Source organism: Brevundimonas subvibrioides ATCC 15264 (assembly GCF_000144605.1).
GTDB lineage: Bacteria > Pseudomonadota > Alphaproteobacteria > Caulobacterales > Caulobacteraceae > Brevundimonas > Brevundimonas subvibrioides.
Window position 1 is genome coordinate 859,525 of record NC_014375.1, and the last position, 20,883, is coordinate 880,407.

Below are 20,883 nucleotides of genomic sequence, written 5' to 3' on the forward strand. Positions count from 1 at the left end.
CAAGTGACGTTGCGTTGCAGCTTCCGGCCTACTGCCAGCGCGTTCCCACGCCGCCGCCCTCGTCCCATTCGCCCCCGGCATCGAGCGCGTCGTCGAAGTCGAGCAGGCGGTCCAGCAGGACGCCGGCCAGCACACCGAGGGCCGCGACGCCCACCAGGGTGGCGACGGAGCCGATGCCGATCTTTTCCGAGCGTGTCAGGCGGCGACGGCCGGAGGAATCGATGATGCGGGATCGTGCGCGGGCCATCAGGCGTCCTCTCTCAGGCGCATGGTCTTTTTGACCTTGGACATGGCGCGGTCGCGGCGCAGGCGCGACAGGTGGTCGATGAACAGGACGCCGTTCAGGTGGTCCAGCTCGTGCTGGAAACAGACGGCATAGAGACCCTCGATCTCTCCCTCAATGCGGGCACCGGTGCGGTCCAGATAGGCGACGCGGACGCGGGCGGGGCGTTCGACCTGGTCGAAATATTCGGGGATGGAGAGGCAGCCTTCCTCGTAGCAGAAGGTCTCGTCCGAGGCCCAGATGACTTCCGGATTGACGAAGAAGCGGGGATTGGGGACGCGGGTCTCTTCCGAGCCCTCCTCGTCTTCGGCGGCGGCTTCAGCCGCTTCGGGTGCCGGGCCGTCGCCCAGATCCATGACCACGACGCGCTGAAGCTCGCCGATCTGCACGGCGGCCAGGCCGATGCCCGGGGCGTCGTACATGGTGTCCAGCATGTCATCCATCAGGGCGCGCACGGCGTCGTCGACGACGGCGACCGGCTTTGACACCTGTTTCAGGATCGCCAGGTCGGCGGTGTTGTCGATGGTCAGGATGCGTCGGATGGCCATGGCCGTCAGGTAGGCGTGGGGGGGCGAAGGGTCAAGTTTGGCGCATGCCGCGCGGGTGTGCTGTAGGAGGGAGCCCATACCGCGAAGGGAGATCGATCATGACCGACCAGCCCACCGTCGGCCGCTTCGACGGCCGCGCGCACCTGCTGCCGGTGCGGGTCTATTACGAGGACACCGACTTCACCGGGGTGGTCTATCACGCCAACTATGTCCGCTATTTCGAGCGGGGGCGGTCGGACTTCCTGCGCGCCATCGGCATCGGCCATGCGCAGCTGCTGGAGGGCGAGGCCCCCATGGCCTTCGTCATCGCGGAGATGAAACTGCACTTCGTCAGACCGGCGCGGATCGACGACGCCCTGACCGTGCGGACCACCTATGACGCGGTGAAGGGGCCGCGGCTGATGATCTCCCAGGTCATCGAGCGGGACGGCGACACGCTGTGCCGGGCCGAGGTGACGGCGGTCTGCATCCACCTGGACGGACGGCCCCGCCGACCGACGAAGGCCCTGGTCGAGGCGGTCGCGCCGTGGCTGGCGTCGGCCTGACGGTTTCGTAACTTGCCGCGCGGGGCGGCACCGCTAGACTCGACGGGACTGTGGGGGAGAATGCGATGACGTCGTCGTCGGACATGAAAATGAGCGGCAGCGCGGTGATCGTCACCTTCCTGCTGTTCGTGCTGCTGATCGGCGGCGGGCTGGTGGGCTGTCCCTATTACAAGGTCTGGGAACGGAAGATGGCCGGCCAGGCCGAGCTGCAATACCAGCAGGGCGCGCGCCAGGCCCTGATCGCCCAGGCGGCGGCCGAGGACGAGGCTTCCATCAAACGGGCCGAGGCGGCGACGCGCCGGGTGCGCGGCTGGGCCGACGCGGCCAAGCGCGGGTGCCAGGACGTGGGGCTGACGAACGACCGCGAATGCATCAACCAGCTGTTGCGGGACGCGGCCACCTATTCCATCGCCAAGGAAGGCCACGAGGGCGTGATCGTCTCGGTCGGCACGCCCGTGTCCGTGGCGGTACAGCCACAGACCGGCGGTCGTCAGGAATAGGCGGTCCCGAACCGCCCGTCCTCCGCTACCCTGCCATAGAACCGCCACCGCCCGTCGCTCGATAGGGCGAAAGACGCACTCAGGATTCCCGCATGACCGTTGCCGAAGTGGCCACCGACGCCTCCATGATGAACCCGGTCACCCTGTTCATGACCGCCGACTGGGTCGTGAAGAGCGTGATGGTGGGCCTGGCCGTGGCTTCGGTCTGGTCCTGGACCATCATCATCGACAAGGCGGTCCGCTTCACCGCCCTGAACCGCCAGGCCGATGCGTTCGAGGCGGCGATCTCGTCCGGCCGGTCGCTGGAAGACGTCGCGGCCCAGGCGGGGCCCCAGCCGACCCACGCCCTGCCGCGCATGCTGGTCGTCGCGCTGGGCGACTGGAAGGAGACGCGCCAGAAGGGACCGATGACCGACACCCAGGGCAACCTGCTGGTCAGCCGTATCGACCGGGCGCTGGATTCCCTGATCGCCCGCGAAGGCCAACGGATCGAGGAGGGTCTGGGGGTCCTGTCGGTCGTGGCCACCGCCTCGCCCTTCATCGGCCTGTTCGGGACCGTCTGGGGCATCATGAACGCCTTCGGGCGGATCGCGGCGGCGGGCAACACCAACCTGACCACCGTGGCCCCGGCCATCGCCGAGGCCCTGTTCGCCACGGCCGTGGGCCTGGCGGCGGCCATTCCCGCCTATATCGCCTACAACAAGTTCTCGATCGACGCGGGCAAGTTCACCGGCCGGCTGGAGAGCTTCGCCGACGATCTGCAGGCGGCCGTGGCACGGCGGCTGGGGTCCAGCACGCCCGCGCCGGTGACCCCGCCGCCGGCCCCGTCGGGTGACATCGCCTACCGCCGGAGCGTCTGAGATGGCGATGGGTGGAGGCGGCGGCGGCGGAGGCGGCGGTCGCGGCCGGGGCCGACGCCGCGCGCGCAAGAAGCCGCTGAGCGAGATCAACGTCACGCCGCTGGTCGACGTGATGCTGGTGCTGCTGATCATCTTCATGATCTCGGCCCCGCTGCTGACCGTGGGCGTGCCGGTCGAGCTGCCCAAGACCGAGGCCAGCGCGGTGGAGACCGACAAGCCGCCGGTGACCGTCTCCATCGATCAGGAAGGCGCGATCTTCGTGGCGCGCGACGAGACGGCCTATGACGCCCTGATCGAGCGGGTCACCGACGCGGCCGGCGACACGGACAAGGAAGAACTGTCGATCTTCGTGCGGGCCGACGGGCGCGCGCCCTATCAGGCCGTGGCGCGGGTCATGGCGCGGCTGTCGGCGGCCGGGTTCACCAAGCTGAACCTGATCACGGACACGGCGGCGGAAAGCTGAGCATGGCCGCGCGGGCACCGTCACCGGCGATCCTGGGCGCGCTCCTGCTGCACGCGGGCGTCGCGGCCCTGTTCCTGCTGCGCTGGCCGCAGGCGGAAGAGGACATCGTGCCGATGGTGTCCTCGGTGCCGGTGTCGATCGTGTCCGAACAGGTGGTCGAGGCCGCCGCGGCCGACAATCCGTCCGAGGAACTGGTGACCGAGGAGGCCGCCACCGCGCCGGTCGAGGCCGAGGTCGCCCCGACTCCGCCCGCGCCGACGCCCCCGACCCCCGCGCCGCCTCCGCCGCGTCCGGCCCCGACGCCGACCCCGCGCCCGACGCCGCCCCGGCCACCCCGCCGCGTCCGACCCCGCCGACGCCCGCGCCGCCGCGTCCGACCCCGCCCCGGCCCACGCCGCCGACCCGTCCGGCCGCCACCCCGCCGCGCGAGACACCGTCACTGGATCTGGACAGCCTGGCCGGGCCACGCCGCCCGGCCGCCACGCCGGGACCCCGTGCGGCGACCGGCCAGCAGGGGGCTGGCCGCGCACCCCAGGCGACCGGGCCGCAGCTGACGGCCATCTTCAACCAGGTCTATCCGAACTGGACCCTGCCCTGCGACATCCCCGGCGCGAACGCCCTGCGGATCGAGATGGACGTGACCCTGTCGGCCGACGGGCGCATCGTCTCAGGGCCGACGCTGCGCAACAGCCGGTCGGACTCGGTCTATCGCGCCGCCGCCGACGGCGCGCTCCGGGCCATCCGCCAGACCGCCCCGTTCGACGTGCCGCAGGGGTTCCCCGGCGGGGCGTTCCGGCCGGTGTTCGTGACCGAACGGGCGTGCCGGAACCGCTAGCCGGGCCCTGACAAACCCTGACACCCGCCCCGGCAAGGATTGCCGTCCCGAAAGTCGCCCCATTCCCCCGCAAGCTGGCGTTTGTCACACGGTCTGGCGATAAGGACCGGGACACTCTCGCCTGCGCCTCAAGGAGACATCGATGCGTCCGAACCTGCTTCTCGGCACCGTGGCGGCCCTCGGCATCCTGGCGACCTCGCTCCAGGCCCAGACCTCCGGCCTGAACGGACCCAGCCGTCAGCAGACCCAGGCCCAGCCGGCCCAGACGGGCGAGCCGATCGAGGTTGAGATCGACCAGGGCGTGCTGCGCCCGTTCCAGATCGCCGTGGCCCCCTTCAGCGGCCAGAACGGTGCGTCCCTGACCGAGGTCCTGTCCGGCGACCTGCGCCGCTCGGGCTTCTTCGAGCCGATCAATCCCGGCAGTTTCATCGAGACGGGCCTGACACTCGCCAATGCACCGAACTTTCCGCAGTGGACCCAGATCGGGGCCCAGGCGGTGCTGTACGGCTCAGTGACGCCGCGTCCGGACGGGCGCAACGACTTCGGCTTCCGGCTGTACGATCCGTACCGGCAGTGCCAGCTGGTCAGCTACAACTTCACCGCCACGCCCGAGCAGTGGCGCCGGATCGCGCACAAGATCGCCGACGTCGTCTATGCCCGGATGACCGGCGAGAGCGGCGTGTTCGACACCCGCATCATCTATGTCGCCGAGAGCGGCACCGAGCTGAACCGGCTCAGCCGCCTCGCGATCGTGGATCAGGACGGCTACAACCCCGTTTTCCTGACCGACGGCAGCGAGATCATCCTGACGCCGCGCTTCTCGTCCAATCCGAACGAGATCACCTATATGGCGCTGGGCGAGGACTACAGCCGGATCTACCTCTACAACCTGCAGACCGGGCGGCGCGAAAGCCTGGGCGAGTTCGACGGTCAGGCCCTGGCCCCGCGCTACTCGCCGGACGGCACCAAGGTGGCCTTCTCGATCATCCGCGGCGGCAATACCGACGTCTATGTGATGAACCTGCGCACCCGGCAGCTGTCGCGCCTGACCTCGGACCCCGGCATCGACACCTCGCCGTCGTTTAGCCCCGACGCCAGCCGGATCGTGTTCAACTCCGACCGGACCGGCACGCCGCGCCTGTATGTGATGAACGCCGACGGATCGAACCAGCGCCCGATCAGCCGCGGTGGCGGCAGCTATACGGCCCCGGCCTGGAGCCCGCGCGGCGACCTGATCGCCTTCACCAAGTCGGGCGGCGGACAGTTCGGCATCGGCGTGATGGCGACCGACGGCTCGGGCGAGCGGATGCTGAGCCGGTCCTATTTCGAGGAAGGCCCGTCCTGGGCCCCCAACGGCCGCTACCTGATGTTCTCGCGTCAGACGCGCGGTGGAAACACGAACCTGTGGATGGTGGACCTGTCGGGGCGGGTCATCGCCCAGTCGGGCTATCAGGGCCGGGGCAGCGATCCGGCCTGGTCGCCGCTGCTGGACACTGCGCCGCAGAACCTCGGCACCGGCGGCGCCGACAGCTGCCCGACCTGATATTTATTGACGAAACCCATCGCCGTCGCAGCCTTGTGGTAAGGTTCGCAAACGGCCCGGAACAGACGAAGGAACCCACAGAATGTCCCAGTCCACTGTAGTGAAGATCGCGCTGGTCGGCCTGGCTGCCCTGTCCATGGCCGCCTGCACCCCGCGTCGCCCGGTCACCGGCGCGACGGACGGCACCGGCGGGGCCGTGGCGAACAATCCGGTCTATCCGGGGCCCGGCAACGGCGGCATCGACGGCGGCGCGACCGGTCCGGCGGCGATGGGTTCGGAGCAGGACTTCGTCGTCAACGTCGGCGACCGGATCTATTTCGACCTCGACAGCTATCAGGTCAGCCCCGAGGCCTATCCGCGCCTGGACGCCCAGGCCGCCTGGCTGCAGCGCTATCCGCAGGTCCAGGTCCGGATCGAGGGCAATGCCGACGAACGCGGCACCCGCGAGTACAACCTCGCGCTGGGGGCCCGCCGCGCGGAATCGATCCGCAACTATCTGATCGACCGGGGCGTCCCCGCCGGCCGGATCGACACCATCAGCTTCGGCAAGGAACGCCCGATCGCCCAGGGTGCCAACGAGGACGCCTGGGCCCGCAACCGTAACGGCCACACCGCGATCGTCACCGGCGCGAACTGAGTTAGAGCGCGAACGCGAGCGACCCGGTCGCTCGCTGCTTGAGCGCAGGTTGTCTCCTCCCCGTCGCCCTCGGCGATAGGGAGGGGGACCGCCCGCCTCCTGGCGAGGGGTGGAGGGGCTCTGTAGGCCCCGACCTTGCCCTCTTCAGGAACCCCTCCGTCCCGGCGCTGAAGGCGCGCCGTGCCACCTCCCCATTCGCTGCGCGAACGGGGAGGAGACTTCGGCCTCGACCCTTGCCTCGGCTCCGCCTGCCGGTCAGATTGTGCACTGCACGGTCTGGGGGACCTCATGGTGGATATCGAAGCGACCGGTGGTCTGATTACCGGCGGCATGATCGCGGGCGCGGTCGAAAAGCCGACGGGTCACGCCGGCGAGAGCCACGCCCACACCTGCAGCGATTGCGGCGAGCCGGTCACGGCCAACTTCTGCGCCAACTGCGGTCAGCCGACCCATGTGCACCGGTCCCTGCTGCATCTGGGCGAGGAACTGCTGCACGGCGTCATGCATTTCGACGCCCGCATCTGGCGCACCCTGCCGCTGCTGCTGCTGAACCCCGGCAAGCTGACGCGCGAATGGATCCACGGGAAACGGACGCGCTACGTCTCGCCCCTGGCCATCTTCCTGTTCACCGTCTTCCTGATGTTCTTCGCCCTGAGCTTCGGGGGCGCGCCCGTGGTCGACGAGGAACCGCTGGACGTGCGCATCGCCGCCGCGCGAACGGCCGTGGTCGAGTCCCGTCAGGCCCTGGCGACCGTCGAGGCCGAGACGCCGGCCGACACCCCCGGCCGCGAGGGTATCGTGGCCGGTGCCCGGGGCGCGGTCGCGGGCGCGGAAGGCAGCCTTCAACGGCTGGAAGAAGCCAGGACGGCCGGGCCCCGGGCGGACGGGCTGGAGCCGGGGAGCTGGCAGGCGTCGGTCGCGGACGCGGTCCACAACGGCAACGTCAAGATCGGTTTCGGCGACAAGAAGACCAAGGAGAAGATCCTGCACAAGCTCGCGAACCCCGACTTCGCGGTCTACAAGATCCAGCAGACGGCCTATAAATTCGCCTTCCTCCTGATCCCGCTGTCGATCCCGTTCGTGTGGCTGCTGTTCGCGTGGAAGCGGGGGTTCACCTGGTACGATCACGGGGTGTTCGTGCTGTATTCCCTGACCTTCATCTCGATCCTGACCATGATGATCGGTGTCCTCGGCCGGTGGGACGGATGGTTCACCGGCCTCCTGGGGGTCCTGCTGTTCTTCTCCATTCCCGTGCACATGTTCGCCCAGCTGAAGGGAACGTATGGCCTGTCGGTCTTCTCGGCCCTGTGGCGCACCGTCGTCCTGCTGAACTTCTGCACCATCACGATCGGCCTGTTCCTGACCGCGATCGTGCTGATGGGCCTGACGGGATGATCCGCGGCCTTGCGGCGGCCCCAAATCGATGAAAGCTGTAGCGTCATGAAGAGCCTGCTTACCGTTCGAAATGTCGCCCTGGCCGTCGTCGGCTGCCTGCTGGTCGGAGGGGCCGTCGTGGCCCAGACCCAGCCCCTGCCGCCGGTGCAATGGGACAACCGCCGCCTCGATACGCTGGACCGCAACGTCCGGCGTCTGGAGCGCGCCCTGACCCAGCGGAACAGCCAGGGCGAGCCCGTGCTGGTCGAGCCGGATCCCGAGGTCGTCGCCCTGCAGGGACGGGTGGGGGTCATGGACCGGCGGCTGCGCGACCTGGAGGCCACGGTCCAGCGCGTGAACGGCGATCTGGAGCGGATGACCTTCAGCCAGGACGAGAGCGACCGCGACAACGCCGCCCTGCGGACCCGTCTGGCCGACGCCGAAGGGCGCCTCCAGGCGCTGGAGCGGGCGGCCACCGAAGCCCGCGCCGCGCAGGAAGCGGCGGAGGCGGAAGCCGCCCAGCCCCGCTCCCCGACCGGCGACGCCGCCTCCGATCTGGCGGCGGCCAGGGTGCTGCTGAGCGCCGACCCGGCACGCGGCCGCGCGGCGCTGGAGGCGGTCACGGTGAACTGGCCCGACACCCCTTCGGCGCGCGAAGCCCTGTGGCGGGTCGGCGACGTCATCCGCGCGGGCGGCGATCAGGCGGGGGCGGTGCAGCAGTATGCCCAGGCCCTGCAGGGCTGGCCGACCCAGGCCTGGGCCGGCGAGGTGACGCTGAAGCTCGCGCGCGGGCTGGAGGCGACCAACCGCGATCCGCAGGCCTGCGCGGCCCTGGGCGAATACACCCGGCGCTATGCGGCGACGTCCACGCCGGCGTTGCGCCAGATCGCGGCGGACACCGGCCGGGCGGCGAACTGCCGCTGACCGACAGCCTCGACGCGCGGGTCGGGGCGCGGCTCGACGCGCGGCTGGAACGGAACGTCGACCCCCCGGTCGTCCTGGCCCTGTCCGGCGGCGGGGACTCCATGGCCCTGCTCCACATCGCGGCCGGCTGGGCACGCGCGGCCGGACGACGATTGCTGGCGATCACCGTGGATCACGGCCTGAACCCGGATGCCGCGGCCTGGAGCCGTCGCTGCGCGGAGGCGGCGCGGGCCGTCGGGGCGGACTGGGTCGAGCGCCGCTGGGAGGGGGACAAGCCCGCCACCGGCCTGCCCGCCGCCGCCCGCCACGCCCGCCATGCCCTGATCGCGGAGGCCGCGCGCGACGCGGGCGCGAAGGTCGTGCTGATCGCCCATACCGCCAACGACATCGCCGAGAGCGACTGGATGCGGGCGCGGGGGACGATGCTCGGAGGTCTGCGGGAGTGGTCGCCCAGCCCGGCGTGGCCGGAGGGGCGGGGTCTGATGCTGCTGCGGCCCATGGTGAATGAGCGGCGGGAGGACCTGCGGGGCTGGCTGCGGTCCGCCGGCGAGGGCTGGATCGAGGATCCAGGGAATGAAGGGTTTGGGAGGGGCAAAGCTCGTCGTGCACTGCTCCCTCTCCCAGAAGGAGAGGGCTTGAGCGTCCTGGAGCGAAGCGACTGGGAACGCGAAAGGGTGAGGGGTTTGGCCCTTGCCGGGTCGCACCGTAACCCCTCACCCTTTCGGCTGAAGGCGCATCGCTCCGCTCTGCGAGCCTCAAGCGCTCTCCCACTGGGAGAGGGATTCATTTGGGCAGGCGAAGCTTTGGCCATGAACCTGCTCTGCGCGGCGGGGCACGATCGTCTGCCCCGGAGCGAGCGGCTGGCGGCCCTCGCGGACCGGCTGGCCGGAGGCGACCCTTTCACAGCGACCCTGGCGGGGGCGAGGATCGAGGCTTCGCCCGATCGCATGATCATCGGCCGGGAGGCGGGTGAGCTTAAGCGGCGGCCGCCCGGGCCGCTGGCCCTTGATACGGACACCCCCGCCGTCTGGGACGGCCGCTATGAGATCACGGCCTGTGCGGCCGGCTGGAGTGTCGTTCCGGCGCTCGGGCGTTTGAACCGGCTGTCGAAGGCCGACCGCGCTCTCGCCGACACCGTGCCCCCCTGGGGCCGGGGCGCGCTGCCGGTCCTGATCCGGGACGGATCGGATGCGCCGGTTCTTGCATGGCGCGAGGCCGAGGTCCGGGCTCTTGCGCCGCGCCGCCTGTCATTGGCTCTGGGCGAAACGACGCAGGAATGCGACCTTCACGGAACGATCCATGGCGAAACCCCGCCGCCTGACCTATTTTGAATTTCGAGACGTCAAACCCCGGCCGGATCCCTGTCCGGCGACCTAGGAAATCGAAGCGATGAACCTGCGTAATATGGCGATCGGAGGCGTGATCCTGCTGGGCCTGCTCGCCGTCTATGCCGCGATCAGCCAGAACAACGGCATGGCCATGCCTGGCGGAACCGCCTCGGCCGCCCGACCCGTGACGATCACCTATTCCCAGCTGAACGACCAGGTCGCGCAGGGCGAGGTCAAGTCGGTGGTCATCTCCGGCGATCAGGTCACGGGCCTGTACAAGAACGACAACCGCTTCACCGCCGTCGTTCCGATCTCGGACAACCAGCTGGCCGCCCGTCTGGACGCCGCCGGCGTCGACGTCGGTGCCAAGACGATCCGTCAGTCGGTGTGGATGAGCGCCCTTCTGGGCCTGCTGCCGATCCTGCTGCTGATCGGCGTCTGGGTCTTCTTCATGCGCCAGATGCAGGGCGGGGCCCGCGGGGCCATGGGCTTCGGCAAGTCCAAGGCCAAGCTGCTGACCGAGCACAAGGGTCGCAAGACCTTCGAGGACGTCGCCGGCGTGGACGAGGCCAAGGAAGAACTGCAGGAGGTCGTCGACTTCCTGAAGGACCCGGGCAAGTTCCAGCGTCTGGGCGGCAAGATTCCCAAGGGTGCCCTGCTCGTGGGCCCCCCCGGCACCGGCAAGACCCTGCTGGCCCGCGCCGTCGCGGGTGAGGCGGGCGTACCCTTCTTCTCCATCTCCGGCTCGGACTTCGTCGAGATGTTCGTCGGCGTCGGCGCGTCGCGGGTTCGCGACATGTTCGAACAGGCCAAGAAGAACGCCCCCTGCATCATCTTCATCGACGAGATCGACGCCGTCGGTCGTCACCGGGGCGCGGGCCTGGGCGGGGGCAACGACGAGCGCGAACAGACGCTGAACCAGCTGCTGGTCGAGATGGACGGGTTCGAGGCCAACGAAGGCATCATCCTGATCGCCGCCACCAACCGCCCCGACGTCCTGGATCCGGCCCTGCTGCGTCCCGGCCGCTTCGACCGTCAGGTCGTGGTGCCGAACCCCGACGTCTCGGGCCGCGAGCGCATCCTGCGCGTCCACATGAAGGACGTGCCCCTGGCCGCCGACGTCAACGTCAAGACGATCGCGCGCGGTACGCCGGGCTTCTCCGGCGCCGACCTGGCCAACCTGGTCAACGAGGCCGCCCTGATGGCGGCCCGCAAGGACCGTCGCATGGTCACGCACCGCGACTTCGAGGACGCCAAGGACAAGGTCATGATGGGCGCCGAGCGCAAGTCGATGGCCATGAACGAGGAGGAGCGCCGCCTGACGGCCTATCACGAGGGTGGCCACGCCATCGTCGCCATGAACGTCAAGATGGCCGACCCGGTGCACAAGGCGACCATCGTCCCGCGCGGCCAGGCCCTGGGCATGGTGATGCAGCTGCCGGAAGGCGACCGCTATTCCATGAAGTACCAGCAGATGGTCGACCGGATCGCCATCATGGCCGGTGGCCGCGTGGCCGAGGAGATCATCTTCGGCAAGGAGAACATCACCTCCGGCGCATCGTCCGACATCCAGCAGGCGACCAAGCTGGCCAAGCGGATGGTGACCCAGTGGGGCTTCTCCGACGTGCTGGGCACGGTGGCCTATGGCGAGAACGAACAGGAAGTCTTTTTGGGTCACTCGGTCGCCCGCAGCCAGAACATCTCGGAAGAGACCGCCCGCACCATCGACGCCGAGGTCAAGCGTCTGGTCACGTCGGGCTGGGACGAGGCCCGCGAGATCCTGACCCGCAAGGCCGAGGACCTGGAAAAGCTGGCCCAGGCCCTGCTGGAGTACGAGACCCTGTCGGGCGAGGAGATCAAGGACCTGCTGGAGAAGGGCGCGGCCCCGAACCGCGACGAGAACAACTTCCCCAACGCCGGGCCCTCGGTCTCGGTGCCGGTAACGCCGGTGTCGGAAGGCGTGACGGTCGTCGCCTCGGACCAGCATCCGACGGTTCACTGAGCGTCGAATCCGCTAAGAGAGGGGGCGCGTCCGCATCGGGCGCGCCCCCTTTTTCGTTTTGGACGGACCGTAAACGCATGGCGCCGATGGTTGTCGATCCCGGCCGGGTGCGGGCCTTCACGGATGCGGAGGCCTTCCACGACTGGCTGGGCGATCACCACGCTACTGAGCCCGAGGTCTGGATCCGGGTGTTCAAGGTCGCGTCCGGCACCCCCAGCGTGACGTGGAAAGACGCAATCCCGGTCGCCCTGACGTGGGGCTGGATCGACGGGGTGCGCAAGAGCCTGGACGACGCCAGCTTCCTTCAGCGCTTCACCCCGCGCGGCCCCAAAAGCAGCTGGAGCGAGATCAATGTAACCCACGCCGAGCGCCTGATCGCCGAAGGGCGGATGCAGCCTGCAGGCCTGAAGCACGTCGAGGCGGCGAAGGCCGACGGCCGCTGGGAGAAGACCTATCGGGTGAAGGACGCCACCGTCCCCGACAATCTGATGACGGCCATCGCGGCCGATCCCGCTGCGCTTGCGACCTTCCAGACCCTGACGTCCCAGAACCGGTTCGCCCTGATCCACCGCACCAGCAGCCTCAAGACCGAGGCGGGGCGGCAGAAAGCCATCGCGCGGTTCGTCGCCATGCTGGGGCGCGGCGAGACCATCCATCCGCAGGCGAAATCCGAATGACTCGCCCCCGCGTCATGGGCATCCTCAACGTCACGCCCGACAGTTTCTCGGATGGGGGGCGGCATGCCTCCGTCGAGGGCGGGCTGGCCCAGGCGATGAAGCTGATCGGGGACGGGGCCGACATCCTGGATATCGGGGGCGAGTCGACGCGTCCGGGGGCGGAGCCGGTCCCGGCCGACGAGGAGATCGCGCGCACACTCCCGGTCATCGAGGCGGTGCACGCGCGCTGGCATGGCCCCATCAGCATCGACACGATGAAGCCCGAGGTCGCGCGCGCGGCCATGGCGGCGGGGGCCACGATCTGGAACGACGTGACGGCCCTGACCTTCTCTCCCGACAGCCCGGCGGTCGCGGCCGACCTGGGGTGCGAGGTCGTGCTGATGCACATGCTGGGCGAGCCACGATCGATGCAGGTCGAGCCGCGCTATGACGACGTCGTGGCCGAGGTGACCGCCTATCTGGCCGAACGGGCCCGGGTGGCCGAGGCGGCGGGCGTGTCGCGGGGCCGGATCACGCTGGATCCGGGGGTCGGGTTCGGCAAGACGATCGAGCACAATCTGGCGCTGATCGCCGGGCTGGGAGACCTGGTCCGGACCGGCTATCCGGTGCTGATGGGAGCCAGTCGCAAGCGGATGATCCGGAACATCGACCCGTCGGCGGTCGAGGCGGGGGACCGGCTGGGCGGTTCGCTGGCCATCGCGCTCGACGCGGCGGCACGGGGGGCCTCAATCGTCCGCGTCCACGACGTGCGCGAGACGGTCCAGGCTTTGGCCATGCAGGCGGCGATCGGGGGAGCGGCGTCGTGAGGGGCCGGGTCCTGATCATCGCGGGGTCCGATTCCGGCGGCGGGGCCGGCATCCAGGCCGACATCAAGGCGGTGACCGCCCTGGGCGGCTATGCGGCCACAGCCATCACCGCGATCACGGTGCAGAACACCCTGGGCGTCCACGGCGTCCATCCTCTGCCGCTGGATCTGATCGAGGCCCAGGCGCGGGCCGTGCTGGACGATATCGGGGCCGATGCGATCAAGACCGGCATGCTGGGATCGGTCGCGGTGGTGGAGCGTGTGGCGGCGATCCTGGACAGCAGCGACGCGGTCGCCGTGGTCGATCCGGTCATGGTGGCCAAGGGCGGCGCGGCCCTGCTGGACGAGGATGCCGTCCAGGCGGTCCGGTCGCTGATGATCCCGCGCGCGGGCCTGCTGACGCCCAATGCCCCGGAGGCCGAGGCCCTGACCGGACTTCCGGTCGTCGATCTGGACGGGCAGCGGCGGGCGGGCGAGGCGCTGCTGACGCTCGGCGCGCGGGCGGTGCTGATGAAGGGGGGGCATGTGCCGGGCGAGACCGTCGTCGACCTGCTGCTGACGCCGCGCGGCGAGACCCTGCTGGAGGGCGAGCGCGTCGACACGACCTCGACGCACGGTACGGGCTGCACCCTGGCCAGCGCGATCGCGGCCGGGCTGGCGCTGGGGCGGCCGCTGGAGGTCGCGGTGGCGGAGGGCTGGGCCTATGTCGCCGAGGCGATCCGGCGCGCCCCGGGACTGGGCCGCGGGCACGGGCCGCTGGACCACGGATGGCCGCTGCGGGACGCGATGGCCCGGGGCGGGCGATGAGCGATCTGGAGGCCCGGCTGGCCGCGATCGTCCGCGCCGACAACGGACTGATGCATGTGCTGACCGTGGTGCGGGCGCAGGATCTGCCGGACTGGCGGATCTTTTCGGGTGCGGTCTATCAGGCGGTGTGGAACACCCTGACCGGACGCCCGGCGGGCTATGGGCGCAAGGATTTCGACCTCGGCTATTTCGACCCGGACACGTCGTGGGATGCCGAGGACGTGGTCATCAAACGGATCGCCGCCGCCTTCGACCAGCCTTTCGCCAGCACCGTCGAGGTGCGCAACCAGGCCCGGGTGCCGATCTGGTTTCCCGCCCATTTCGGCGAGCCCTACGACCCCATCGCCTGCACCGACGAGGCGCTGGAGCGGTTCGTGGCCCCCGCGTTCGCGGTCGGCATCCGGCTGGAACCGGACGACACGATCAGCATCGCCGCGCCGCTGGGCCTCGAGGACATGTTCGGCCTGATCCTACGGCCCAATCCGAACCGGGGCGTGGCGAAGGATTGGGGCCGGGTGGTCGAGAAGCTGACGACGCGGTGGCCTGAACTGACCGTGCGGGGAGGAGACGCGACCTGATGCGCCAGTGGACCATCGACGCCTTCGCTGACCGCCCGTTCACGGGCAACCCGGCCGCCGTGGTGGAGCCGTTCGAGGCCTGGCCGTACGACGGCTGGATGCAGGCGCTCGCCGCCGAGAACAATCATTCCGAGACCGCCTTTCTGCGCCGGAGCGCCGATCCGGCGCGGCTCGACCTGCGCTGGTTCACCCCGGCGACGGAGGTGCCGCTGTGCGGGCACGCGACGCTGTCCGCCGCCCATGTGCTGTTCGCCGAGCTCGGATCGCAGGCCGGGACCCTGACCTTCGACACCGCCGCCGGGCCCCTGACGGTCCGCCGCCGCGGTGACGGCTACGAGATGGACTTTCCGGTCGATCCGGTCACGCAGGTCGACACGCCGCCGGGTCTGGCCGAGGCCCTGGGGGCCGAGCCGGTCGAGGTCTGGGCCAGCCGGTATCTGATGGCGATCATGGCCGATGCGGAGACGGTGCGCACCCTGACGCCCGACAGCCGGGCGCTGCTGGCGTTCGGAGACGGGGCGCTGGAGCGAGGTCAGGTGATCGCCTGTGCGCTGTCGGACCGGAGCGACGTCGATGTGGTGGACCGCTTCTTCGGCCCGGGTTGCGGCGTGGAAGAGGATCCGGCGACGGGCTCGGCGCGGTGCGGGTTGATGCCCCTGTTCGCGAACCGGCTGGGTCGGCAGACGGTGCGGTTCCTGCAGGCCTTTCCGGGGCGGGGCGCGACGTTCGAATGCGCACTGGCGGGGAACCGTGTGCTGATCCGGGGGCAGGCCGTCACGGTGATGGAGAGCGTGCTGCGGCTCTGACGGGCACGGAAAAGGGCGCGACCCCTGCGGATCGCGCCCCTGTTCATCGAAACCGTCCGCCTCAGCCGCGACGGTTGTCGCGGTCGCGGCGTTCGATGCGGATCTGGGCCGACAGGCGGTCGAAGCGGCGGTCGAGGTCCGAGCGCTCCCAGGCCGTCAGGCCGCCACGGCGATAGTTGGCCTCCAGGCGCAGCAGGCCGTTGAAGTCGCTGCGCAGGCGGGTGGCCTCACGACGGCTCAGCGCACCGTTGCGCACGCCCTGGTCGATGCGGCGGTCCAGGTTGGCCTGACGCGCGTTGATCGCCTGCCAGTTGCCGTAACCGGCATTGGCGTACGGAGCCGGACGGCCGTGGGACTGGGCGGCGGCGGGCAGGGCGGCAGCCGAGACGGCGGCCAGGACGAGGGCGGGAACGAGCAGCTTCTTCATGGGATCACTCCGTCACTGAAATCACCGCAACCGGACTGGCTGCGTTGACCTGATGAAAGCTGATCGCGGCTGAGCGGGTTCTGAACGGCCCGTGTCAGGGACCGTTCATCCGCGAGGCGCAGACGGTTTCGCGTGCGGTTAAACCTGTCTAAGCTGCGCGTTCAGCCGCCGTTCACGGGCGATCCGTCAGATAGCGTCCCATGTCCCGCGTCTCCGCCATCCTCCTTGCCGCCCTGATCGCCGCAGCGCCCCTGAGCGCGGCCGCACAGGATCGTGGCGGCTTCCGCGGCGATCGCGATCGTAACGGCGATCGCGGCGAGATGCGCGAGCGCCGCCAGATGAGCGTGACCGAAGCGCAATCGATCGCCCAGGGCCGGGCGGGCGGTGCCCGCTTCGTCGGCTATATGGGCCAGCGCGGCAACAGCCATGTATTCCGCTTCGAGCGCGACGGTCGTGTCATGGACATCTCCGTCGACGCCGGCGGCTGAGAATAGGACGAAACGATGCGTGTTCTGCTTGTCGAGGATGACGCCGACCTGTCGCGCCAGCTGAAGATGGCGCTGGGCGACGCCGGCTATGCCGTCGATCACGCCGCCGACGGCGAGGAAGCCCATTTCCTGGGCGATACCGAACCCTATGACGTCGTGGTTCTGGACCTGGGCCTGCCCAAGATCGACGGGGTGTCGGTGCTGGAGCGCTGGCGGCGCGACGGCAAGACGACGCCGGTGCTGATCCTGACGGCGCGCGGAGCCTGGTCGGACAAGGTGTCCGGCTTCGACGCCGGGGCCGACGACTATCTGACCAAGCCGTTCCATACCGAGGAGCTGCTGGCGCGTCTGCGGGCGTTGCTGCGGCGTTCGGCGGGGATCGCCTCGGCGACCCTGTCGTGCGGCGGCCTGCGGCTGGATCCCAAGGCGGCGCGCGCCACCGTGAACGGCGAGCCGCTGCGTCTGACGTCGCTGGAGTACCGTCTGCTGCACTACATGATGATGCATCAGGGCCGCGTCATCAGCCGGACCGAGCTGGTCGAACACCTGTACGACCAGGACTTCGACCGCGACTCCAACACGATCGAGGTCTTCATCGGCCGTCTGCGCAAGAAGGTCGGGTCCGACCGGATCGAGACCGTGCGCGGGCTGGGCTATCGTCTGACGCCGCTGACCGGCGAGTCCGAGGCCGCGTGAGCCCCGAGCCGGGGGTCGACACACCGTCCTGGGGTCGCTGGTTCGGCCGACCGGGCCGCAGCCTGACGCGACGGCTGATCTGGCTGGCCTCGGGCTGGATCGTCATGGCCCTGATGCTGACCGGCTGGATGCTGACCGGTCAGTATCAGGAAAGCGCCTTCCGGCGGCTGGGCAACGTTCTGTCCAACACCATCGACGACGTCGTGATCGCCAGCGTCGCCGCGCCCGAGGGGGTCACGGTGGCCGAGATCAAGGACGGACGCACGCTGCGGGGGCTGTCGGGCAAATACTGGCAGATCGCCGAACTGACCGCGGACGGGCGGATGCGGGTTCTGGTGCGGTCCCCCTCCCTGGCGGGCGAGAGCCTCTATGCCGACAGCGAACTGCCCGCGCGTCTGCAGGCATCGCTGGGGGCGCTGGTGAGCTACAACGACCCCGGCGTCCTGCCGGACGGCAGCCAGCCCCTGCGGATCGCGGCCAGCATGAAGACCCTGCCGGGGCGGACCCAGCCCCTGGTCTTCATGGCCGGGATCGACCGGTCCGACATCGAGATGGACACGCGCCAGTTCGCGACCTTCACATGGACCGCGCTGCTGATCCTGGGGATCGGGCTGGTGATCGCGGTGTTCCTGCAGGTCCAGATCGGCCTGCGGCCCCTGTTCGACCTGCGCAACGAGATCGCCGACGTGCGGAAGGGCCGCGCCGCCCGGATCGCGCGCGACTATCCGACCGAGATCCAGCCCCTGGCCGAACAGGTCAACCGGCTGCTGGACCACAATCAGGAAGTGGTGGAGCGCCAGAGGACTCACGTCGGCAACCTTGCCCATGCCCTGAAGACGCCGCTGTCGGTCATGCTGGCCGAGGCGGAGAGCGATCCGACCCCGCTGGCCGGTGTCGTGCGCCGCCAGTCCGAGATCATGAAGGGCCAGGTCGACCACCACCTTCGCCGCGCCCGCGCGGCCGCCCGGGCCCAGGGTCTGGGCGAACGCACCCCCGTCGGCGAGGTCATCGACGAACTCGCCGTGATGCTGGAGCGGGTGTTCCAGTCCAAGGGCGTCGAGATCGACTGGCGCGCCCCGGACGAACTGGCCTTCCTCGGCGAGCGCCAGGACCTGCAGGAGGTGCTGGGCAATCTGATGGAGAACGCCTGCAAATGGTCGAACCGCCGGGTTCGTGTCTCCGCCGGGGGCAGCGGATTGGGCCAGATGATCGCCGTGGTCGAGGACGACGGTCCCGGACTGCCCGCCGACCAGCGCGACGAGGTCATGAAGCGCGGTGCCCGACTGGACGAGGAGGCTCCCGGGTCAGGCCTGGGCCTGGCAATCGTGGAGGACCTGACCCGGGCCTATGGCGGGCGCCTGACGCTGGCGGCGAGCGACCTGGGCGGGCTGAAGGCGGTGCTCGAACTGCCGGCCGCCGAGGCGTGACATCGTCGCTTCCGGATTCTTAACCTAGAGCATTCACCGTGCTGCGAAGGCGGGGTTCGTCCTGTCCGTCGGAGATCAGAATGGCCGAACTCTCGGTCGCCCATCGTGCCGTGCTCGCCCAGATGCTGGAGCGGGTGCCCGACAGTGTCCTGAAGACGCTGTCGATGGCCGTTGGCCAGATGCCGGGCGAGCGGGCCCGCGCGCTGAGCCAGATGCTTGCCGACGAGACGACCGACCGGCGCCGCCGCGCATTCGCCTTCGCCCCCATGCTGCCGATGTTCCGACCGCGCCCCGACGGGGTCGCGTCGCTGACCTTCCCCTCCGCGGTGCTGCCCCGGCTGTGGAAGGCCGCCGCCGCCAAGGAGCCGGCGCTGCTGACCCGCTTCGACGACATCCGGTACCGCGAACAGGACGCCGATGTCGTGGCCGTGGCCAACCGCTTCTGCGTGGCTGCTTCCGGCGTGATCCGCGATCAGCCCGACATCATCTGGCCGGCGGCGGGATGGGATCCGGCCGCGCGCGACGAGGGTCTGCGCGAACTGGCGGCCTGTTTCGATCTGGCCGTCCTGGCGCGCCGCGGCATCGTGGCGCTTCCGGCCCTGATCCTGCGGCCCAGCGAAGACCAGCTGGCCGAGCTGCGTCTGATGATCCGCGACGGCGCCGAGATCGCGCCCGACGGCGGACCGCGCCTGCTCGAGATCCTGTTCGCCCATCTGGGCGAGGCGGCGTTGATCCTGCGTCTGGTGATCCATTCGTCCCGAGCCGCGGGCAAGGAAGGCGTGCTGTCGGAATCCGAGATGGCCGTCTTCGTGGACCGCCTGATCGGCGAGGTCGAGGCCCGGGTGGCCCGGATCGCCGCCTTTAGGCCCGGACGCGCCGGCGCAGCCCCGGAGGCCGGCCTGAAGGCCGACATCGCCTGGTGCGGCGAGACCCTGGCCGAGCTTGACCGGACCTTCCAGCTGGATCCCGACGGCGCGTGGGGCAAGTCGGCGCGGGAGGCGCGGATCCGCATCAACCGCACCCTGTCGGCCACGCTGAAGTCGACCGAGAAGGCGCTGGAGAAGATCATGCCGACCCGCCGGGTCCAGACGACCGGGCGCATGACGCGCGAGGTCGCCGCCCTGGACCAGCTGGCCGGACCGGAAGCCGTCGAGACGGCACGCGTGATGCTGACGCTGGTCGGTGCCATCCGCAGCTCGGCCCAGGTCTTCGGCTGCGAGTCCCTGCGCTACCAGCTGGTCCAGTCGGTGATCGAGCGGGTCACCATCTACGTCGATCTGGTCGTCGAGGTCATCAATGCGGGCGAGGCACCGGACAACCGCGCAGCGCTGAACCTGATCGAGACCCTGGCGCGCCTGCTGCTGCTGATCGATGCGACCGACGCGGCCAAGACCGCGCGTCGCAGGGCGGCCGCCGCCAGCGCCGCCCTGACCGCCGCGACACCTGAGACCTCGCCCCGCGCGGCGTGATCCGCTAAGCCGCTCGCATGATCGTTTTCTGGACGCTGGCCGGGCTCGCCACGGCGCTCGCGGGCTGGCTGGTGCTGACCGCCGCCCGACAGGGGCTGACGACGGTTCCCGCGTCGTCCGACACGGCCTCGGCTGAGCTGGCGGAGCTGGACCGGCTGAAGGGGCGCGGCCTGCTTGACGACGACGCCTATGCCAGTGCCCGTGCCGAGGCTGGTCGTCGCCTTCTGGCCGATGCGGGACCCGAGCCGGTCATCCAGGTCGGGGGCCGGGACCGGACCATCGTGATGTCGGCGCTGGTGGTTACGGCCGCGGTGGCGCTGGGCCTTTATTTCGTGTTCGGCGCGCCGGGCCTGCCGGACCAGACCTATGAACGCCGGATCGACGAATGGACCGCCTCGCCCGAGACGCTGGACGCAGCCCAGATGGCGGCCGTCCTGACCCGCGCCGTGAAGCGCGATCCCGGCAACCACACCGCCCTGACCATGCTGGGGGCCGCGCGCTTCCAGGCCGAGGACCCCATCGGCGCGGCCTCGGCCTTCCGCCGGGCGCTGGAGATCCGGCCGGACGATGCGCAGAGCTGGTCCCGGCTGGGCGAAAGTCTGGTCCGCGCCAACGACGGTACGGTGGGCTCCGATGCCGAGGCCGCTTTCGTGCAGGCCGTGCGCCGTGACCCCGATCAGCTGGGCGCGCGCTTCTTCCTGGGCCAGGCGGCCCTGGCGCGTGGCGACCAGGCCCTGGCGCAGGAAATGTGGGGGCCGCTGATCGCCGTGCTCGACCCCGCCGACCCCCGTCGGGCGGGTCTCGCGGCCCAGCTGGCAGCGGCGGGATGACCCGTTGGAGCCAGGCGCGGGCGGGTCTATA

At 69.9% G+C, this 20,883-nt stretch carries 25 protein-coding genes; 22 read left to right on the forward strand and 3 right to left on the reverse strand.

Annotated elements, in window-relative coordinates:
• Positions 1-28: 28 nt before the first annotated feature.
• A complete protein-coding gene (locus tag BRESU_RS04265) occupies positions 29-247 on the reverse strand; it encodes a hypothetical protein (RefSeq protein ID WP_013268273.1) in 219 nt (72 codons plus the stop codon).
• Positions 247-831 (reverse strand): peptide deformylase, encoded by a 585-nt coding sequence (gene def, locus BRESU_RS04270; RefSeq protein WP_013268274.1) that lies wholly within the window; start codon positions 829-831, stop codon positions 247-249. Before def ends, BRESU_RS04265 begins: the two co-directional genes overlap by 1 nt.
• Before the next feature lie 98 nt (positions 832-929).
• Between def and ybgC the strand changes: the two genes are divergently transcribed.
• From ybgC to BRESU_RS04355, 17 genes are all read left to right on the forward strand, one after another.
• On the forward strand, positions 930-1,376 hold the full coding sequence (gene ybgC / locus BRESU_RS04275; protein WP_013268275.1) for a tol-pal system-associated acyl-CoA thioesterase: 447 nt from the start codon (positions 930-932) through the stop codon (positions 1,374-1,376).
• An 89-nt stretch (positions 1,377-1,465) separates the two neighbouring features.
• Positions 1,466-1,876 (forward strand): hypothetical protein, encoded by a 411-nt coding sequence (locus BRESU_RS04280; protein WP_245528598.1) that lies wholly within the window; start codon positions 1,466-1,468, stop codon positions 1,874-1,876.
• A gap of 92 nt (positions 1,877-1,968) precedes the next feature.
• Positions 1,969-2,736 (forward strand): protein TolQ, encoded by a 768-nt coding sequence (tolQ, locus tag BRESU_RS04285; RefSeq protein WP_013268277.1) that lies wholly within the window; start codon positions 1,969-1,971, stop codon positions 2,734-2,736.
• Between the two features lies 1 nt (position 2,737).
• Entirely contained in the window at positions 2,738-3,199 is a 462-nt protein-coding gene (locus BRESU_RS04290; protein WP_013268278.1) for an ExbD/TolR family protein, read from the forward strand.
• A gap of 2 nt (positions 3,200-3,201) precedes the next feature.
• A complete protein-coding gene (locus BRESU_RS17600) occupies positions 3,202-3,753 on the forward strand; it encodes a hypothetical protein (RefSeq protein WP_041761279.1) in 552 nt (183 codons plus the stop codon).
• A 77-nt stretch (positions 3,754-3,830) separates the two neighbouring features.
• The gene (locus tag BRESU_RS17515; protein WP_013268279.1) at positions 3,831-4,034 is read left to right on the forward strand and encodes a hypothetical protein; all 204 of its coding nucleotides are present in this window, start codon (positions 3,831-3,833) and stop codon (positions 4,032-4,034) included.
• A gap of 142 nt (positions 4,035-4,176) precedes the next feature.
• Complete coding sequence (gene tolB / locus BRESU_RS04305) at positions 4,177-5,577, forward strand: Tol-Pal system beta propeller repeat protein TolB (RefSeq protein ID WP_013268280.1); 1,401 nt, start codon at positions 4,177-4,179, stop codon at positions 5,575-5,577.
• An 82-nt stretch (positions 5,578-5,659) separates the two neighbouring features.
• The gene (gene pal, locus BRESU_RS04310; RefSeq protein ID WP_013268281.1) at positions 5,660-6,214 is read left to right on the forward strand and encodes a peptidoglycan-associated lipoprotein Pal; all 555 of its coding nucleotides are present in this window, start codon (positions 5,660-5,662) and stop codon (positions 6,212-6,214) included.
• 288 nt (positions 6,215-6,502) lie between these two features.
• Complete coding sequence (locus BRESU_RS04315) at positions 6,503-7,609, forward strand: DUF3667 domain-containing protein (protein ID WP_013268282.1); 1,107 nt, start codon at positions 6,503-6,505, stop codon at positions 7,607-7,609.
• Positions 7,610-7,654: 45 nt separating this feature from the next.
• A complete protein-coding gene (locus tag BRESU_RS04320) occupies positions 7,655-8,512 on the forward strand; it encodes a tetratricopeptide repeat protein (protein WP_013268283.1) in 858 nt (285 codons plus the stop codon).
• A complete protein-coding gene (gene tilS, locus BRESU_RS04325) occupies positions 8,509-9,843 on the forward strand; it encodes a tRNA lysidine(34) synthetase TilS (protein WP_425358223.1) in 1,335 nt (444 codons plus the stop codon). The genes BRESU_RS04320 and tilS overlap by 4 nt, the downstream gene beginning before the upstream one ends.
• Before the next feature lie 58 nt (positions 9,844-9,901).
• Entirely contained in the window at positions 9,902-11,842 is a 1,941-nt protein-coding gene (gene ftsH, locus BRESU_RS04330) for an ATP-dependent zinc metalloprotease FtsH (protein WP_013268285.1), read from the forward strand.
• Positions 11,843-11,919: 77 nt separating this feature from the next.
• A complete protein-coding gene (locus BRESU_RS04335) occupies positions 11,920-12,519 on the forward strand; it encodes a YdeI/OmpD-associated family protein (RefSeq protein WP_013268286.1) in 600 nt (199 codons plus the stop codon).
• The gene (gene folP / locus BRESU_RS04340) at positions 12,516-13,325 is read left to right on the forward strand and encodes a dihydropteroate synthase (protein ID WP_013268287.1); all 810 of its coding nucleotides are present in this window, start codon (positions 12,516-12,518) and stop codon (positions 13,323-13,325) included. The genes BRESU_RS04335 and folP overlap by 4 nt, the downstream gene beginning before the upstream one ends.
• On the forward strand, positions 13,322-14,131 hold the full coding sequence (gene thiD / locus BRESU_RS04345; RefSeq protein ID WP_013268288.1) for a bifunctional hydroxymethylpyrimidine kinase/phosphomethylpyrimidine kinase: 810 nt from the start codon (positions 13,322-13,324) through the stop codon (positions 14,129-14,131). The genes folP and thiD overlap by 4 nt, the downstream gene beginning before the upstream one ends.
• The gene (locus BRESU_RS04350) at positions 14,128-14,709 is read left to right on the forward strand and encodes a nucleotidyltransferase family protein (protein WP_013268289.1); all 582 of its coding nucleotides are present in this window, start codon (positions 14,128-14,130) and stop codon (positions 14,707-14,709) included. The genes thiD and BRESU_RS04350 overlap by 4 nt, the downstream gene beginning before the upstream one ends.
• Positions 14,709-15,515 carry a PhzF family phenazine biosynthesis protein gene (locus BRESU_RS04355; protein ID WP_013268290.1) on the forward strand — a complete coding sequence of 269 codons (807 nt, stop codon included), beginning with the start codon at positions 14,709-14,711 and terminating at the stop codon, positions 15,513-15,515. Before BRESU_RS04350 ends, BRESU_RS04355 begins: the two co-directional genes overlap by 1 nt.
• A gap of 61 nt (positions 15,516-15,576) precedes the next feature.
• On the opposite strand, the gene BRESU_RS04360 is transcribed toward BRESU_RS04355, so the two are convergent.
• Complete coding sequence (locus BRESU_RS04360) at positions 15,577-15,942, reverse strand: hypothetical protein (RefSeq protein WP_013268291.1); 366 nt, start codon at positions 15,940-15,942, stop codon at positions 15,577-15,579.
• A gap of 200 nt (positions 15,943-16,142) precedes the next feature.
• Between BRESU_RS04360 and BRESU_RS04365 the strand changes: the two genes are divergently transcribed.
• From BRESU_RS04365 to ccmI, 5 genes are all read left to right on the forward strand, one after another.
• A complete protein-coding gene (locus BRESU_RS04365; protein ID WP_013268292.1) occupies positions 16,143-16,430 on the forward strand; it encodes a hypothetical protein in 288 nt (95 codons plus the stop codon).
• Positions 16,431-16,445: 15 nt separating this feature from the next.
• Entirely contained in the window at positions 16,446-17,126 is a 681-nt protein-coding gene (locus BRESU_RS04370; protein WP_013268293.1) for a response regulator transcription factor, read from the forward strand.
• On the forward strand, positions 17,123-18,553 hold the full coding sequence (locus BRESU_RS04375; RefSeq protein ID WP_013268294.1) for a sensor histidine kinase: 1,431 nt from the start codon (positions 17,123-17,125) through the stop codon (positions 18,551-18,553). The genes BRESU_RS04370 and BRESU_RS04375 overlap by 4 nt, the downstream gene beginning before the upstream one ends.
• A gap of 80 nt (positions 18,554-18,633) precedes the next feature.
• The gene (locus BRESU_RS04380) at positions 18,634-20,022 is read left to right on the forward strand and encodes a hypothetical protein (protein ID WP_013268295.1); all 1,389 of its coding nucleotides are present in this window, start codon (positions 18,634-18,636) and stop codon (positions 20,020-20,022) included.
• Between the two features lie 17 nt (positions 20,023-20,039).
• The gene (gene ccmI / locus BRESU_RS04385; RefSeq protein WP_013268296.1) at positions 20,040-20,852 is read left to right on the forward strand and encodes a c-type cytochrome biogenesis protein CcmI; all 813 of its coding nucleotides are present in this window, start codon (positions 20,040-20,042) and stop codon (positions 20,850-20,852) included.
• Positions 20,853-20,883: the final 31 nt, after the last annotated feature.

Coding starts and splice junctions, on each gene's coding strand:
- BRESU_RS04265 (WP_013268273.1), bottom strand. CDS start 247: ATGGCCCGCGCACGATCCCGCATCATCGATTCCTCCGGCCGTCGCCGC.
- def (WP_013268274.1), bottom strand. CDS start 831: ATGGCCATCCGACGCATCCTGACCATCGACAACACCGCCGACCTGGCG.
- ybgC (WP_013268275.1), top strand. CDS start 930: ATGACCGACCAGCCCACCGTCGGCCGCTTCGACGGCCGCGCGCACCTG.
- BRESU_RS04280 (WP_245528598.1), top strand. CDS start 1,466: ATGAGCGGCAGCGCGGTGATCGTCACCTTCCTGCTGTTCGTGCTGCTG.
- tolQ (WP_013268277.1), top strand. CDS start 1,969: ATGACCGTTGCCGAAGTGGCCACCGACGCCTCCATGATGAACCCGGTC.
- BRESU_RS04290 (WP_013268278.1), top strand. CDS start 2,738: ATGGCGATGGGTGGAGGCGGCGGCGGCGGAGGCGGCGGTCGCGGCCGG.
- BRESU_RS17600 (WP_041761279.1), top strand. CDS start 3,202: ATGGCCGCGCGGGCACCGTCACCGGCGATCCTGGGCGCGCTCCTGCTG.
- BRESU_RS17515 (WP_013268279.1), top strand. CDS start 3,831: ATGGACGTGACCCTGTCGGCCGACGGGCGCATCGTCTCAGGGCCGACG.
- tolB (WP_013268280.1), top strand. CDS start 4,177: ATGCGTCCGAACCTGCTTCTCGGCACCGTGGCGGCCCTCGGCATCCTG.
- pal (WP_013268281.1), top strand. CDS start 5,660: ATGTCCCAGTCCACTGTAGTGAAGATCGCGCTGGTCGGCCTGGCTGCC.
- BRESU_RS04315 (WP_013268282.1), top strand. CDS start 6,503: ATGGTGGATATCGAAGCGACCGGTGGTCTGATTACCGGCGGCATGATC.
- BRESU_RS04320 (WP_013268283.1), top strand. CDS start 7,655: ATGAAGAGCCTGCTTACCGTTCGAAATGTCGCCCTGGCCGTCGTCGGC.
- ftsH (WP_013268285.1), top strand. CDS start 9,902: ATGAACCTGCGTAATATGGCGATCGGAGGCGTGATCCTGCTGGGCCTG.
- BRESU_RS04335 (WP_013268286.1), top strand. CDS start 11,920: ATGGCGCCGATGGTTGTCGATCCCGGCCGGGTGCGGGCCTTCACGGAT.
- folP (WP_013268287.1), top strand. CDS start 12,516: ATGACTCGCCCCCGCGTCATGGGCATCCTCAACGTCACGCCCGACAGT.
- BRESU_RS04350 (WP_013268289.1), top strand. CDS start 14,128: ATGAGCGATCTGGAGGCCCGGCTGGCCGCGATCGTCCGCGCCGACAAC.
- BRESU_RS04355 (WP_013268290.1), top strand. CDS start 14,709: ATGCGCCAGTGGACCATCGACGCCTTCGCTGACCGCCCGTTCACGGGC.
- BRESU_RS04360 (WP_013268291.1), bottom strand. CDS start 15,942: ATGAAGAAGCTGCTCGTTCCCGCCCTCGTCCTGGCCGCCGTCTCGGCT.
- BRESU_RS04365 (WP_013268292.1), top strand. CDS start 16,143: ATGTCCCGCGTCTCCGCCATCCTCCTTGCCGCCCTGATCGCCGCAGCG.
- BRESU_RS04370 (WP_013268293.1), top strand. CDS start 16,446: ATGCGTGTTCTGCTTGTCGAGGATGACGCCGACCTGTCGCGCCAGCTG.
- BRESU_RS04380 (WP_013268295.1), top strand. CDS start 18,634: ATGGCCGAACTCTCGGTCGCCCATCGTGCCGTGCTCGCCCAGATGCTG.
- ccmI (WP_013268296.1), top strand. CDS start 20,040: ATGATCGTTTTCTGGACGCTGGCCGGGCTCGCCACGGCGCTCGCGGGC.